13 protein-coding genes are annotated in these 14,898 nt (G+C 67.7%); 8 read left to right on the forward strand and 5 right to left on the reverse strand.

All coding sequences use genetic code 11. From position 1 onward, the window contains the following. Window positions 1-42: 42 nt before the first annotated feature. From E4S58_RS05410 to E4S58_RS05430, 5 genes are read left to right on the forward strand one after another with little or no spacing between them, the layout of a single operon-like run. Window positions 43-1,059: an ABC transporter ATP-binding protein gene (locus E4S58_RS05410; protein ID WP_136635314.1), complete on the forward strand. Its 1,017-nt coding sequence runs from the start codon at window positions 43-45 to the stop codon at window positions 1,057-1,059. Then, window positions 1,056-2,039 carry an ABC transporter ATP-binding protein gene (locus E4S58_RS05415; RefSeq protein WP_136635315.1) on the forward strand — a complete coding sequence of 328 codons (984 nt, stop codon included), beginning with the start codon at window positions 1,056-1,058 and terminating at the stop codon, window positions 2,037-2,039. The genes E4S58_RS05410 and E4S58_RS05415 overlap by 4 nt, the downstream gene beginning before the upstream one ends. Window positions 2,040-2,048: 9 nt before the next feature. Continuing rightward, the gene (locus E4S58_RS05420) at window positions 2,049-2,975 is read left to right on the forward strand and encodes an ABC transporter permease (RefSeq protein ID WP_136635316.1); all 927 of its coding nucleotides are present in this window, start codon (window positions 2,049-2,051) and stop codon (window positions 2,973-2,975) included. Window positions 2,976-2,996: 21 nt separating this feature from the next. Beyond that, window positions 2,997-3,866: an ABC transporter permease gene (locus E4S58_RS05425; protein ID WP_136635317.1), complete on the forward strand. Its 870-nt coding sequence runs from the start codon at window positions 2,997-2,999 to the stop codon at window positions 3,864-3,866. 15 nt (window positions 3,867-3,881) lie between these two features. Further along, window positions 3,882-4,616, forward strand: coding sequence for a glycerophosphodiester phosphodiesterase family protein (locus E4S58_RS05430; protein WP_136635318.1), 735 nt, complete (start codon window positions 3,882-3,884; stop codon window positions 4,614-4,616). Here E4S58_RS05430 and E4S58_RS05435 read toward each other — a convergent pair. The 3 genes from E4S58_RS05435 to E4S58_RS05445 are packed head-to-tail and all read right to left on the reverse strand — an operon-like array spanning window position 4,613 to window position 7,717. Beyond that, window positions 4,613-5,653 (reverse strand): ABC transporter substrate-binding protein, encoded by a 1,041-nt coding sequence (locus E4S58_RS05435; protein ID WP_136635319.1) that lies wholly within the window; start codon window positions 5,651-5,653, stop codon window positions 4,613-4,615. The two genes, E4S58_RS05430 and E4S58_RS05435, sit on opposite strands and share 4 nt — an antisense overlap. Then, window positions 5,650-7,053: a sensor histidine kinase N-terminal domain-containing protein gene (locus tag E4S58_RS05440; RefSeq protein ID WP_136635320.1), complete on the reverse strand. Its 1,404-nt coding sequence runs from the start codon at window positions 7,051-7,053 to the stop codon at window positions 5,650-5,652. The genes E4S58_RS05435 and E4S58_RS05440 overlap by 4 nt, the downstream gene beginning before the upstream one ends. Further along, window positions 7,046-7,717: a response regulator transcription factor gene (locus tag E4S58_RS05445; RefSeq protein WP_136635321.1), complete on the reverse strand. Its 672-nt coding sequence runs from the start codon at window positions 7,715-7,717 to the stop codon at window positions 7,046-7,048. The genes E4S58_RS05440 and E4S58_RS05445 overlap by 8 nt, the downstream gene beginning before the upstream one ends. 172 nt (window positions 7,718-7,889) lie before the next feature. Between E4S58_RS05445 and E4S58_RS05450 the strand changes: the two genes are divergently transcribed. The 3 genes from E4S58_RS05450 to E4S58_RS05460 all read left to right on the forward strand — a co-directional run bounded on the left by E4S58_RS05450 (window position 7,890) and on the right by E4S58_RS05460 (window position 10,924). Continuing rightward, window positions 7,890-8,867, forward strand: coding sequence for a Bug family tripartite tricarboxylate transporter substrate binding protein (locus tag E4S58_RS05450; protein WP_136635322.1), 978 nt, complete (start codon window positions 7,890-7,892; stop codon window positions 8,865-8,867). 77 nt (window positions 8,868-8,944) lie between these two features. Then, window positions 8,945-9,376, forward strand: coding sequence for a tripartite tricarboxylate transporter TctB family protein (locus E4S58_RS05455; RefSeq protein ID WP_136635323.1), 432 nt, complete (start codon window positions 8,945-8,947; stop codon window positions 9,374-9,376). A 9-nt stretch (window positions 9,377-9,385) separates the two neighbouring features. Then, the gene (locus E4S58_RS05460) at window positions 9,386-10,924 is read left to right on the forward strand and encodes a tripartite tricarboxylate transporter permease (RefSeq protein WP_136635324.1); all 1,539 of its coding nucleotides are present in this window, start codon (window positions 9,386-9,388) and stop codon (window positions 10,922-10,924) included. A gap of 78 nt (window positions 10,925-11,002) precedes the next feature. Here E4S58_RS05460 and E4S58_RS05465 read toward each other — a convergent pair whose 3' ends face one another. Together E4S58_RS05465 and E4S58_RS05470 are read right to left on the reverse strand one after the other, a co-directional pair. Beyond that, window positions 11,003-12,343: an HlyD family type I secretion periplasmic adaptor subunit gene (locus E4S58_RS05465; RefSeq protein ID WP_136635325.1), complete on the reverse strand. Its 1,341-nt coding sequence runs from the start codon at window positions 12,341-12,343 to the stop codon at window positions 11,003-11,005. After that, window positions 12,336-14,720 carry a type I secretion system permease/ATPase gene (locus E4S58_RS05470; RefSeq protein WP_240789465.1) on the reverse strand — a complete coding sequence of 795 codons (2,385 nt, stop codon included), beginning with the start codon at window positions 14,718-14,720 and terminating at the stop codon, window positions 12,336-12,338. Before E4S58_RS05470 ends, E4S58_RS05465 begins: the two co-directional genes overlap by 8 nt. Window positions 14,721-14,898 lie beyond the last annotated feature (178 nt).

A 14,898-nucleotide genomic window follows, 5' to 3' on the forward strand; every position in this document is an offset into this window, starting at 1 on the left:
CACGCATCCCGGCGCATCTGATCTGAACCGAAAGGACAGCGCATGACCAACCTGGTCGAGATCCGGGATCTTCGGGTCGCGTTCGACGGTGTTCCCGTCCTGCATGGCATCGATCTGGACGTCGCAAGGGGCGAGGCCCTGGGCCTTGTCGGGGAATCCGGCTGCGGCAAATCCGTGACCTGGCTTGCGGCCCTGGGCCTGTTGCCGGGCAAGGCCAGCGTATCGGGGCGGGTGACGCTGGAACAGACGGACCTGTCCGGTGCCCCCCGGGACAGGCTGGAACGCGTGCGCGGTGGCCGGATCGCGATGATCTTCCAGGACCCGTCGAGCGCGCTGAACCCGGTCCTGAAGGTCGGCCGCCAGCTGGTCGAGGCGCTGCGCCTGCATCGTGGCCTGACCGGAGCCGCCGCCAAGGCCGAGGCCCTGCGCCTGATGGACCTGGTCGGCATTCCGGACGCGCGCGGACGCTTCACGCTATACCCGCACGAATTCTCTGGCGGTCAGTGCCAGCGGATCATGATTGCCATGGCGCTGGCAGGCGAGCCGGATCTGCTGATCGCGGATGAACCGACCACCGCGCTTGATGCCACCATCCAGGCGCAGATCCTGGACCTGCTGGCGCGCCTGCGCCGCGAGATGAACATGGCCATGGTCTTTATCAGCCACGACCTGGGCGCGGTCGCGCAGGTCTGCGAACGGGTTTGTGTCATGTACGCCGGGCGCATCGTCGAAGAGGGCACCGTCTCCACCCTGTTCGACCGCCCGCGCCATCCCTACACCCGGGGCCTCTTTGACGCGCTGCCCCGGCTGCATGGCCCGCGCGGCGCGCTGACCCCGATCCCCGGCACCGTGCCCGATCCGCGCAACCTGCCTGCGGGCTGCGCCTTTGCCCCACGCTGCAACCGGGCGCAGGGGTTCTGCCAGCGCAACCGTCCTGACCTGCTGCGGCAGCGTGATGGCCGGGCGTTGGCCTGTGCCTATCCGCTGCCCGAGGACGACGCCGCGCCGGATGCCACCGCCCCCCGGATGACCGCCCACCAGGAAGGATGCCCCACATGACCGCGCTTCTCGAAGCCCGTGACCTTGTCCGCGTCTACCAGGGCCGCAAGGGCCTCTTTGGGGCCGCCGCGCCCGTCCGCGCGGTCGACGGCATCAGCCTGACTGTGAACGCTGGCGAAACCCTTGGGATCGTGGGCGAAAGCGGGTCGGGCAAGTCCACGCTTGGCCGGATGCTGCTGGGGGTCGACCCGGCGCAGGGGGGGCAGGTGCTGTTCAAGGGCCAGCCCATGCCCGCCGCCGCCACGCCCGAATGGCGGGCGCTGCGGGCCGACATGCAGATGGTCTACCAGGATCCGCTGGCCGCGCTGGACCGGCGCCTGACCATCGCCGCCCAGATCCGCGAACCGCTTGAAATCCACCGCACCGGCACCGCCGCCGACCGCACCGCAAGGGTCGCGCAGCTGATGGAGTCGGTCGGCCTGCGCGCCGATCAGGCCGACCGCTATCCGCACGAGCTGTCGGGCGGCCAGCGTCAGCGGGTCGTGATCGCGCGGGCCTTGGCGACCTCGCCCGACCTGCTGGTCTGCGACGAACCTGTCTCGGCGCTTGACGTGTCGATCCAGGCGCAGGTAGTGAACCTGCTGCGCGACCTGCAGGCGCGCGAAGGGCTGGGCATGGTCTTCATCAGCCATGACCTCAAGGTGGTGCGCAACCTGTGCGACCGTGTCGCCGTCATGTACCTGGGCCGCATCGTCGAAGAGGGTCCGTCGGAACGCCTGTTCGCCGATCCGCAGCATCCCTACACCCGCGCGCTGATCTCGTCGGTGCCCGAGCCGGGCCGCGCGCTGGACAGTCGCGTCATCCTGCAGGGAGAGCCGCCGAACCCCGCGCGCCGTCCGCGTGGCTGCGCCTTCCACCCCCGCTGTTCGTTGGCGACTGATGTCTGCCGCGATCAGGTGCCGCAGCTGGCCCGTGTCGCGCCCGGCCAGACCGCCGCCTGCCACCATTGCCCCGTCACCCCCGACGTCCGCGCCGCCTGAGGTCCCTCAATGATCCGTTTCGTTTCAATCCGTCTGCTGCGCGCGCTGATCACCGTGCTGGCCGTGATGACCTTTGCCTTCGTGGTGCTGCGCATGTCGGGCGATCCGGCCGAGGTGCTGCTGGGCCCCGACGTGCCGCAATCGGTGATCGATGCCTTCCGCGCCGAATGGGGCCTCGATGCGCCGCTCTGGCAGCAGTACCTGTCCTACCTCGGCGCGATCTTCACCGGTGATTTCGGCGTGTCGATGCGCGACCGGTCCCCCGCGCTTGAGCTGGTGCTTGAACGTGTGCCTGCCACGCTGATGCTGACGATCCCGGCGCTGCTGCTGAAACTGGGCATCGGCATTCCGGCGGGCGTCTACGCGGCGCTGCACCGCGACAGCGCGGTCGACCGGGGGGTGATCCTTCTGGCCATCCTCGGCTTCACGATCCCGTCCTTCGTGCTGGGCCTTGTGCTGGTGCTGATCTTTGCCGTCACCCTGGGCGTGCTGCCCTCGGGCGGGATGGGCACCTGGCAGCATGCGATCCTGCCTGCGATCACCATCTCGATCGGCGGGATCGGCATCCTGGCCCGCTTTTCCCGTTCGGCCATGATCGAGGTGCTGGGCCAGCCCTATATCCGCACCGCCTCGGCCAAGGGGGTCAGCTGGCGTGACGTGGTGCGGGGCCATGCCCTGCCGAATGCCGCCGTGCCGATCGTGACCATCGTGGGCTTCATGGTCGGGTCGCTGATCGCCGGCGCCGTGGTGGTCGAGACGATCTTCTCCTGGCCCGGCATCGGGCGGCTTCTGATCGTGTCGGTGTCGAACCGCGATCTTGCGGTGGTGCAGTGCATCCTGCTGCTGATCGCCGCCGTGATGGTCGTGTCGAACCTGATCGTCGATCTTCTTTACGGCTGGCTGGACCCGCGTCTGCGTGCCCAGCCCGCCCATTAAGCCCAGCAGAAAGAGGCCGCCATGACGCTTGCCACCTCTCCCTCCGACACGACCACGCCGGAGCGCGCGCCCCGGGCCCGCAGGCTGCCGCCGCCCGCCGTCACCTTCGGACTGACCTGGCTGGGCCTGATGATCCTGTGCGCCATCTTTGCCGACCTGATCCGGCCCTACGACATCACGCAGATGGACCTGTCGGCGCGCCTGTCGCCACCGGGCACGCCGGGCCATTGGCTGGGCACGGACGAACTGGGCCGGGACGTGCTGTCGCGGCTGATCCAGTCGGTGCGGGTGTCGCTGGTCATCGCCTTCGGGGCGACGCTGATCTCGGCCGTGTTCGGCACCACGCTTGGCTTTCTGGCGGCGCAGTTCCGGGGCGTGGTCGAACATGTCGTGGTCATGCTGGCGGACTTCCAGGCGGCGCTGCCCTTCCTGATCATGTCGCTGGCCGTGCTGGCCTTTTTCGGATCCTCGATGGTGCTGCTGGTCTGCCTGATGGGCTTTTATGGCTGGGAACGCTATGCCCGGATCGCGCGGGGGCTGGCGATTTCCGCAGGCGCGCAGGGCTATGCGGCGGCGGTGGTCCAGCTGGGCGCGACGCCGCGCCGGGTCTACCTGCACCACATCCTGCCCAATGTGGCCTCGACCCTGATCGTGTCGATGACCCTGACATTCCCCGAGATCATCTTGATGGAATCCGGCCTGTCCTTCCTGGGTCTTGGCGTGCAGCCGCCCGACACCAGCCTTGGCAACATGGTCGGCTTTGGCCGCGAATACCTGACCAACGCACCCTGGATCATGCTGGGCCCGGCCGTGGTCATCATGCTGACGACGCTGTCGATTTCGCTGGTCGGGGACTGGCTGCGCGACCGTCTTGATCCCACCATCCGCTGAAGGAAGGACTGCACCATGACCGCCATCACCGGACACCGCGGCGCCCGCAACCTCTGGCCCGAGAACTCGCTGGACGGATTCCGCCGGGCCGCCGCCCTGGGGTGTGACGCCATCGAACTGGACGTGCACCTTGCCGCCGACGCAGAGATCCTTGTCATCCACGACCCGACGCTGGACCGCACGACCGGGGCCAGCGGGCCCGTGGCAGACCTGACCGCCACCACCCGCCGCGACGTGGGTCTGACGGGCAGTGACGAACACCTGCCGACGCTGGACGAGGCGCTTGAGGCGCTGGCACCCTTCGGCGTGAACCTGCATGTCGAAATCAAGGTCGACGCGACAGGCACGCCCTATCCGGGCCTGCCCGGTCGGGTCGCGGACCGGATCGCGGCGCATGGGGTGCAGGGGCGGGTACACCTGACGTCCTTCGATCTGGACGTTCTGCGCGCCTGCCGCGACGCCGCGCCCGAGGTGCCGCGCCTTGTCTCCGCCGATGTGGGCTGGATCGACCGGCGCGGCGGGCTGGACGGGTTCATCGCCGAGGTGATCGATCTGGTCGACATCGTCGCGCTGCGTCACGACTACCTTGCCGGGGCCTTCGATGCCGTGACCGCGCGCTGGCCGCTGGACCGGCTCTGCGTCTGGACGGTCAATGACCCCGAGGCGATCCGCCACTGGCTGGGCACCGGCATCGGCCACCTGACAACCGACCGCCCCGATCTTGCGATCGGGATGCGGGCACCGGCCTAGGGCAGTTCGGCCCGGCGGAAGGTGTCGGACCAGAACTGCAGCAGCAGGTCGCGCCGGTTGGGATCGCGCGCGACCAGCAGGGCGGGCGACAGCGGGATGTAGCGCCGTGCACTGACCGCCAGCGCCGTGTCGGTCGCGTCGATCTGCGTCACCAGCCCGGCGCGCGCCAGAAGCGCCTGCGCCTCGGCCGTCAGCAGGAAATCCAGCAACCGGGCCGAGGCATCGGCCCGCGCGGCCCCCTTCGGGATCATGTAGCCACGCGACAGCACCAGCGTGTAGTCCTCGGGCAGGATCAGCCCGACATCCGGCAGCGCCTTGTTCACCACGTACGACCCCAGCACGTTATAGGCGATCAGGTACCGGCCCGACGCGACGCCGGCGATGATTTCCGCCGAACAGCAGGTCGCCACGGCGTCGACCCGCGCAAAGCCTTCCAGGAGCGCGCCGAAGGTCGTCGCCTCGAGACTGTCGGCATAGGCGAACAGGAACCCGAGCCCCGACTCGGCGATGTCGTAGGTGGCAATGCGGTCCTGGAAGACCTCGGGGCGTTCGCGCAGCGCATCCAGCAGCGCAAAGCGGCTGCGCGGCACGTCTTGGGCGGCCAGCAGTCGGCGGTTGTAGGCTATCACGGCCGGTTCGGTCGTCACCCCCCACAGCTCGTCCCGCCAGCGCCGGGTGCTGGGCAGGGCCAGTGTCGCGGCGGACCGGTAGGGCAGGGCGCAGGCGGCGTTGACCAGCCAGACCATCTGCTGCACCGCCGAGGACAGCACGGCATCCGCCGGTGGCCCGTCACCCCGGCAGTCGTCCCGGCTGCGTTCGAACAGCGCGTTCGACCCCCATTGCTCATAGGTGATCGACAGGCCAGGGTTGAGAGCGACGAAACGGTCGATCACCGGTCGGATGATGCCGATATCCGTGGTCGAGCGCACCACGACGGGCACGGGGCCGTTGCCGAAGGTGGCGGTCGCCTCCTGCGCGACAAGCGGCAGGGGCAGGGCAAGGGCCGCGAGGGCAAGCAGTCGGCGCAACATGGTCATGGGGTCTCCGGCTCGGCGGGCAGGATCAGGGCGGCGCGGAACCCGTCAGGGGTCGGTGTCATCTCGACCCGACCGCCGAAGGCCGAGGCGACTGAATGCACGATGCTCAGCCCGATGCCGGTGCTTTGTTCGCGGGTGCCGCTGTCACGGTTGAACCGCTCGCCCATGCGATCAAGCACCCGGGCCTCGGGCCCCGGACCGCTGTCCTGCACCCAGAGCACGGCCTCGCCCTCCTGTAGATCCGCACCCACGGACACAGGCTGCTGTCCGTGCGCCAGCGCATTGTTCAGCAGGTTGCGCCCGGCCTCGGACAGCGAAAAGGCGTCGGCGCGGACCATGACCGGCGTCTCGCCGATCTCGAGCCGCAGTTCGGCGTCCGGCATCAGCGCGATGTGGTCGTCCCGCTCCATGATCTCAAGCGCGATCTCGCGCAGGTCCACGGGGGTGCGCGGCACGCTGTCGGTGCGGTGGATCACCAGCGCGCGGCTCAGCAACTGGTCCAGCAGCGTGCCAAGCGACCGGGTGCGCGCCAGCAGGCGATCCATGGCGCGGGCGCGGGTCTCGCCCTCGGGCTCGGCGGCGGCGGTTTCGGTGTGCACGCGGATCGCGGCCACGGGGGTGCGCAGCTGGTGTGCGGTGTCCGAGATCAGGTTGCGCATGGCATCGACCTGACCGTCCAGTCGCTGCATGAACCGGTTCATCGCCCCCAGCATCACCTGCAGCTCTCCGGGCAGGCGGTCGGTCGGCATCGGCGTGAGGTCATAGGGATCGCGCCCCGCCAGATCGTCGACCAGCGCGCCAAGCGGGCGCAGGGCCGACCGGATCACCAGAAAGGCGAGGATCATCATCACCACCCCGGCGGCGACCATGGGCAGCAGCGCATCCAGCACCAGATCGCGGGTCATCGCCTGCCGCGCCCGCAGAGTTTGTCCGACGATCACGTCGACAGGGCCCGAGAAGTCGCGTTCGACAAACCGCCGGGTCAGCTGGACGAAGCGCGCCGGTTCGCCGTCCAGCGCGTCGTCAAAGTACCGCACCGCCCCGCCGCCGCGGGCGGGCGGGGTGACGATGTGGTCGGGATCGACCCCGGTGACCAGCGCCCCGTCCGGACCGATGACGGCATAGTAGATCCGGTCGTCCGGGGCCTGCGCCAGAAGCTGGAAGGCCGAGACGGGCAGGTCGACCACGGGCGCGCCATCCAGCACCCGGATCGATTCCGCGATGTCGCTGGCCGCCCCGACAAGGATCCGGTCATAGGCCTGCCGCGCCGCCTGCCGACCGTTCCACCACGACGAGGCCGCGACCAGCACGCCGCCGACCAGAAGCAGCGCCAGCACCGTGCCCAGCACCCGGCTGACAAGGCTGCGGCCCGGCAGATCGAGGGGAGGGCGGTCAGTCATCCAGCCCGATCCGGTAGCCGACGCCGCGCTGCGTGGTGATCGCCACGTCCGATCCGGCGAATTTTTTGCGCAGGCGGGCGATGTACAGCTCGATCGCGTTCACGCCGACGTCCGCATCGTCGAAGCCATAGAGGGAATCGTAAAGCCGCGTCTTCGACAGGAACTGCCCGCGGTGCCGCACCAGCGTATCCAGCAGCGCGGCCTCGCGCCGGGTCAGGTCCAGCTGCCGGCCGCCCAGCTGCGCGCTGCGGTCCTTGGGGGCATAGACCAGCGACCCAAGGGTGATCTGCTCTTCCTTCCGGTCGGCCTCGCGCCGGACCAGGGCGCGCAGCCGCGCCTCGAGCTCGCGCTGGTCGAAGGGTTTCGACAGGTAATCGTCCGCGCCCTGGTCCAGCGCCTCGACCCTGTCGTCGATCGCCGACAGCGCCGTCAGCATCAGAACCGGGGTCCGATCCGCCGCCGCGCGCAGGGCGCGCAGGAACGACAGGCCCGATCCGTCCGGCAGGTTGATGTCCAGCACGATCGCGTCATAGCGCTGAACAGCCCGGAAATCCTGCGCTTCTTCAAGGGTTTCCGCCAGATCGCAGGCCAGCCCCGACCGGGCGAGGTGGGCAATCACCCCCTCGGCCAGGTCCCTGGCGTCTTCGACCATCAGAATGCGCATGGCGGCGGTCCACTTTCCTTGTCCGACCGAAAACTGTCGCGGTGACAGCTTCGTGACAGGAACAACGGTTACACATCCGCAACCCGCGGGGAAAGTGGTCGCAAGGACCCGGCCATGCGGGCACTGACCCCGGGGCCTGGGAGGGCCCCGTGACGGACCTGAGGAGGACCACATGAAACTTACCGCAACCCGCGGCGCGATTGCCGCCGTCGCCCTGTCGCTGTCCGCCTTCGCGGCCGCCGCGCAGGAGAACCCCGAATGCATCGCGCCCGCCAACCCGGGCGGCGGCTGGGACTTCACCTGCCGTCAGGTCGGCAAGTCCCTGCAGGACGAAGGCCTCATCGACAAGACCATGCAGGTCGTCAACCTCGCCGGTGGCGGCGGTGGCGTGGCCTTCGCCGAAGTCGTCAACAAGCGCAACGACAGCAATGACCTGATCGTCGCCGCATCCTCGGCGACCGCGACCCGCCTGGCGCAGGGGGCATACCCCGGCAACACCATGGACCAGGTCCGCTGGCTGGCTTCGATCGGCGCTGACTATGGCGTGATCGCCGTGGCCGCCGACAGCGAGATCAACACGCTGCCCGAGCTGCTGGACGCCATCAAGGCCGACCCGACCTCCGTGTCGATCGCCGGTGGTTCGGCCGTGGGTGGCTGGGATCACCTGAAGGTCCTGATCGCCGCCAACGCCTATGGCATCGAAGACGTCCGTTCGGTCAAGTACATCGCCTTCGACGGCGGCGGCGAGGCCGTGACCCAGTTGCTGGCCGGATCGGTCCAGGGCTTCACCGGCGACATTTCCGAAGCCAAGGGTTTCGTCGACTCGGGCGACATCAAGGTCATCGCGGTGCTGGCACCCGAGCGTCTTGAAGGCGAATTCGCCGACATGCCGACCGCGAAGGAACAGGGCGTCGATGCGATCGGTGCAAACTGGCGTGGCTTCTACGCCCCCGGCGGCATGAGCGACGAAGCCTACGACAGCTGGGTCTCCAAGATCTCCGACCTCTATGCTTCCGACGCCTGGAAAGAGGTGATGGCGGCAAACGGGCTCGCCCCGCTGGACCTGCAGGGCGAAGCGTTCCAGTCCTTCGTTGAGGACTCGGTGGCGCAGATCCAGTCGATCTCCAAAGAAATCGGCATCATCAAGTAATCCAACTCACGGATCACCTGCCGGGGGCCGATATGCCGGCCCCCGGCTTTTCCGACACCCAGCAGAGGAGATCGACCATGAGCGATCGCATCTTCGGTGTCGTCGGCATTCTCCTCTCGATCGGCTATGTCTTCGCGGCCTTCGCGATCGAGGAAAGCTTTCTTTCGGATGCCGTCGGACCCAAAGCCTTCCCCCTGATCATCGCCGCCATCCTTGGCCTGTCGAGCCTGGCCATCGCGCTGCGCCCCGACGCCGAACCGCAGTGGCCGGCCCTTGGCCGCCTGGTCGAAATCGCCGCCGCCGTCATCGTGCTGGTCCTCTATGCCGAGATGCTGCCCGTCGCGGGCTTCGTGATCGCCACCGCCTTTGTCTCGGCCTACCTGGCCTGGCGCCTCGGCTCGTCGATCCTCGAGGCCGTACTGGTCGGCATCGGCACCTCGGTCGGGATCTACGTCATCTTCCACCTTGTCCTCGGCCTGTCGCTGGCCCGCGGACCGTTCGGTTTCTGAGGGGGCACCATGGAAACGCTTGCAAACCTCGGCGACGGCTTTGCCATCGCCCTGACCTGGCAGAACCTTCTGCTGGCCCTTCTGGGCTGCTTCCTGGGCACCATCATGGGCGCCCTGCCGGGCCTTGGCCCGTCGAACGGCGTGGCGATCCTGATCCCGCTGGCCTTCACCATGGGGCTGGGGGCGACGCCGTCGCTGATCCTGCTGACCTCGGTCTACTACGGGGCGATGTACGGCGGCCGGATCTCGTCGATCCTGCTGAACATTCCGGGCGATGAACCGGCCATGATGACCTGTCTCGACGGGCATCCCATGGCCAAGAAGGGCCTCGCCGGCGAGGCGCTTTCGCTGTCCGGCGTGGCCTCCTTCGTGGGGGCCTTCATCGCGACCTGGGGGCTGATCCTGCTGGCCCCGCAGCTGGTCAAGATCGCGCTTCTGTTCGGCCCGGCCGAATACTTCGCCCTCTTCGCGCTGGCCTTCATGACCCTGGGCGGCGTGTCCTCGACCAACCAGGCGAAATCGGCCTTCGCCGCAGCCCTGGGTCTGGGCCTCGCCACCATCGGTGTCGACACCCAGACCGGCGTGCCGCGCTTCACCTTCGGTGAGGTGCACCTTTACGACGGTCTCGACTTCCTGGTTGCCATCGTGGGGCTCTTCGCCCTGTCCGAGGTCTTCATCTTCCTCGAAAACCGCCACGGCGGTGCGGATGCAGATGCCAACAAGATCAAGGTCGGCAAGCTGTATCCGCCGGTGTCGATGCTGAAGGAAACCGCGCCCACGATGCTGCGGACGTCCTTCCTGGGCTTCCTTGCAGGGGTTCTGCCCGGCGCGGGCGCCTCGCTTGGCTCGTTCATTTCCTACTCGATGGAGAAACGCCTGGTCGACAAGGAAGGCACTTTCGGGACGGGCGACCCCCGTGGCGTCGCCGCGCCAGAAGCCGGCAACAACGCCGCCGCCGGCGGTGCGCTGGTGCCGATGCTGGCGCTTGGGGTGCCGGGATCCGGCACGACGGCGGTTCTGCTGGCCGTTCTGCTGGCGCTCAACATCACGCCGGGACCGCTGCTGTTCACGCAGAACCCCGATGTGGTCTGGGGCCTGATCGCCGCGCTCTTCATCGCGAACTTCATGCTGCTGGCGATGAACATCCCGATGGTGGGCCTGTTCACCCGCGTGCTGATGATCCCCTCGCGGATCCTGATGCCGATCGTGGCCATGGTCAGCTTTGTGGGCATCTACGGCATCTCCGGATCGACCTTCGACCTGCTGGTCATGATCGGATTCGGTGTGATGGGCTGGGGCCTGCGCAAGTTCGACGTGCCGCTGGTGCCGATCATCCTGGGCACGCTTCTGGGCAACGCGATGGAGAACAACCTGCGCCGCGCCGTGACCATCGACAACGGCAACTGGTGGACCTTGTTCGACAGCCCGTTGGCGCTTGGCCTCTGGGCCGTGGCGATCATCGGCTTCATCCTGCCGCTGATCGTGGGCGCACGGGTCAAGGCCAAGATGCACGCCCGCCGGGACGAAGAAGGGTCGATCAGCGATTGATCCGGTCCCCCGCCGGGAGGACGCGAAAAGACGAAGGGCAGCACCGGGGTGCTGCCCTTTTTCGTCGTGCCGCGGAGCTTACTGTTCGCGGAAGGCGCGGCCGAAACTGTCCTTGATCGGCTTGACCAGGTACTGCGCAAAGGTGCGTTCGGCGGTCTGGATCATGATCTCGGCCGGCATCCCCGGGGTGGGGGTGAAGTTCGCGACGCGGCGCACTTCGGCCACGGGCATCGAGATCCGGGCGATGTAGACCTCTTGCGGGGCGCCGTTGTAGGTGTCGATGACCGAGTCCGCCGAGACATAGATGACCTCTCCGTCCAGGATCGGCGTCGTCCGGCGGTTCAGCGCGGTCAGCCGGATCTTGGCGGGCTGGCCCTTGCGGACGCTATCGATATCCACGCGCGGCACCTGCATCTCGATGATCAGCGGCTGTTCCGAGGGCAGGATCTCGGCAATGGCCTTGCCGCTTTCGATGACGCCGCCGGCGGTGTGATAGTGCAACCGCACCACGGTGCCCGAGACCGGCGCGATCACATCCGTCCGTTCGCGCACGTTGCGCGCCGCAGCCAGCTGTTCGCGGATCGAGTCGAGTTCACCCTGGATGGGTTGCAGGTCGTCGAGCGCCGATTGCTGATGCTGGCGGACGGTCTGGCCGATCTGCATATCGTACTTCTGCATCAATTCGGCGATCTCGTTGATCTCGGCTTCGATCCGGCCGATCTGGCCCGCCGCCTCGACCAGCGTCCGTTTCAAGGCCGTCATCTCGGATCGCCGGATCAGCCCCTTTTCCTTCAGCTCGCTGCGGGCTTCGAATTCTTCCTCCAGCAGTTCGACCTGCTGGTGGTGCGAGGCCAGTTGCGCCGCATAGCCGGCCTGACGGACGGTCAGCGCGGCCTTGTTGCGTTCCAGCAGGGCGATTTCGTTCTGCAGGCTCTGGGTGGCGCTGTCGAAGGCGGTCTGCTGGCCTGCAAGGATCTGCAGGATGTCGCTGTTCTTCGTCTCTTCCAGCAGGTGGTCGGGGAACCGCAGGTCGGCGCGACCGTCATAAAGCGCCAGCAGACGCGCCTCGATCGCCTCGAGACGGCTTAGCCGCAGCACCAGTTCACGCTCATTGGCGCGCGCCTTGGTCTCGTCCAGCCGCAACAGCAGCTGACCTTCGCTGACCTGGTCGCCTTCCTCGACAAGGATGTCCTTGATGATCCCGCCCTCAAGGTGCTGGACGATCTTGTTCTGGCCGATGGCGACGAAACTGCCCTGCGCGATCACCGCCGCCGCAAGCGGCGCAAAGAAGGCCCAGGCGCCGAAGCCGCCGAAGGTCAGCGCCATCAAGAGCAGCCCGATGCGGGCCTGCTTGGCAATCGAGCGGGGAACGCTGTCATACCAGTCGTCGAATTGCACGAACGCCGCTTGATCAGCCATTGCCGCCTCCGTTTGGCAGGGGGGCGGGGCCGCCTGCGGGGCCCTGCATCCGGGTCTGCTGCTGCGGGGCCTTGCGCCCGGCAAGCTCTTGCAGGATCGGGGTGCGTTCGCCGAACATCTGCACCGACCCGTCCGCCAGCAGCATGATCTTGTCGACCACCGACAGAAGCGACGGCTTCTGGGTGATCACGACCACGGTGATCCCGCTTTTCTGGGCGTGCTGCAGCGCCTGCGCCAGCGCCTTGTCGCCCTTGGTGTCGAGGTTCGAGTTCGGCTCGTCCAGCACAACGAAACGCGGGTCGCCATAGAAGGCGCGGGCCAGGGCGATCCGCTGCTTCTGCCCGCCCGACAGCGGGAAGCCGTCGGCCTGCACATAGGTCTCGTAGCCATGCGGCAGGTTGGCGATCATCTCGTGCACGTCGGCCAGCTTGGCGGCGCGGTAGATCTGTTCGTCCGTCGCGTCCCTGCGCATCCGCCCGATGTTGTCCTTGATCGTGCCGGGGAACAGCTGCACGTCCTGCGGCAGGTAGCCGATGTTTTCGCCGAACTGCCGCGGATCCCAGTTGCGCAGGTCCATCAGGTCCAGGCGCACGTTGCCCGAGGTCGGCAGGACCGACCCCACCAGCATCTTGCCAAGGGTCGTCTTGCCCGCGCCCGAATTGCCGATCACCGCCAGGGACTCCCCGGGGTTCAGGCTGAAGCTGACACCGTTGAGCACGACATGCTTGGTGCCGGTCGGAACATAGAGCAGCCGTTCCACGTCCAGCCGGCCTTCGGGCTGCGGCAGGTTCAGCTTTTCGAACTGTAGTTTCGAATTCACCAGCAGGTTGCGGATCCGGTCATAGGCCTGCCGCGCGAGGATAAAGCCGTTCCACCCCTCGATCGCGCCTTCGATCGGCGCCAGCGCGCGCCCCGCGATGATCGAGGCCGCGATGACCATGCCGCCGGTGATCTGGCCGTCGATCGCAAGGTGGGCCCCCCAGCCCAGCATGCCGACCTGGGTCAGCAGGCGCACGGCCCGCGACACCGCCGACATGACGATGTTGCGGTCCTGCGCCCTGACCTGCGCGGTCAGCGACGCCGCCGTGTCGCGACCCCAGATCGTCACGGCCTCGGGGATCATGGCCAGCGCGTTGATGATCTGGCTGTTCCGCGCCATCGATTCCAGGTGGCCGTTGGCCCGCGACTGCGTCTTGTTGGCTTCGGAAAACGGCTTGTGGGTCAGGCGCTGGTTGACATAGGCGACCACCGCCAGCAGCAGGGCGCTGACCACCACGATCGACCCGAGATGCGGGTGCACCATGAAGATCGCCAGCACGAAAAGCGGCGCGAAGGGCACGTCGAGGAAGGCCAGAAGCGTGCCCGAGGTCAGGAACCCCCGCAGCTGCTGCAGATCGCCAAGCGTCTGGTATTCCCGCCCCGTGCCATGCAGCGACGCATGGGCCGCCGCACTCAGGATCGGCGCGCCCAGCCGCACCGCGACCTCGACCGCCGTGCGCATCAGGATGAACCGGCGCAGCGCGTCAAAGCAGGTCTGAAGGATCACGGCGCCGACGATGATGACGGTCAGCATGATCAGCGTATCGGTCGACCGGCTGGTCAGCACCCGGTCCGAGATCTGGAACAGGTAGATCGGGATCGACAGGATCAGCAGGTTCGTCGCCAGCGTCATGATCATGACGATGAAGAGGTTCCGCCGTACCGCGACGGATCCGACGCGCAGGCTTTCCTCGAAATCCTGCGGGCCCTTGCGCTTGTGGAATTTCGGCGGTGGCGGTTTGCCTCCGCCCCCTCCCGCAGGGGGTGGCCCGTCGTTGCGCCGCATCACCGGCCCGCTTGAGCCTTCGATCGTCTCGCCCATCCCGCCGCCGGTCGACCGCGCCTCGACCTTGTCGGCGCCGACAGGGGCCTCTGCCGGGGCAGGGCCTTTGGCTTCGGTCGGAGCCTCGGCCGGGCTCTTGGCCTGCGAGGGTGTTGCCTGCGCGGTTGGCTGCGTCGGTTTGGCGGCATCAGCCTTGGGCTGGACCGGCGCGCCGGATGCGGCTTGCCCGGCCGTGGCGGTGCCGCCGACCTTCGTCTGGCTGGGCGTCGCGGGCGCAGGTTTTTCGGCTGCGGTTGCCGCGTTGGACTTGGGCGGTGTCGGGGCTGCAACCGCATCGCCCGTTGCCGGATCGGGTGTGGTCGACGCTTTCGCCTCCACCGGATCGGGCTTGCGTGCTGCGTCGGTCGCCTGGACCGCGGCTGCGTCGGCCTTCTGTTGGCTTGATGCCGATGCATCGGTCGTCGGGGCCGTCGCCGTGGCAACTTGGGGCGCGGCGGGTGGAGATTTGACCTGTGCGGCCACGACCGGTTTCTGCACGCCGGCCTGCGTTGGCACGGTCAAATCAGGGGCATCCGTGACCGTGGTCGCGACTTCAGTTTTGCTGTCTACATCACTGAGGTCAGACGGTTTTTCGGTCGTCGACGCATCGGCGATTACAGCCGTGTCCTTGGTGGCCGAAGCTTTCGCGTCGTCTGCTGATTCCTCTGTCGCGCCAGCGTTCGGCACGGCCTGA

Origin of the sequence: Pseudooceanicola onchidii (assembly GCF_004959925.1) — a bacterium.
GTDB lineage: Bacteria > Pseudomonadota > Alphaproteobacteria > Rhodobacterales > Rhodobacteraceae > Pseudooceanicola > Pseudooceanicola onchidii.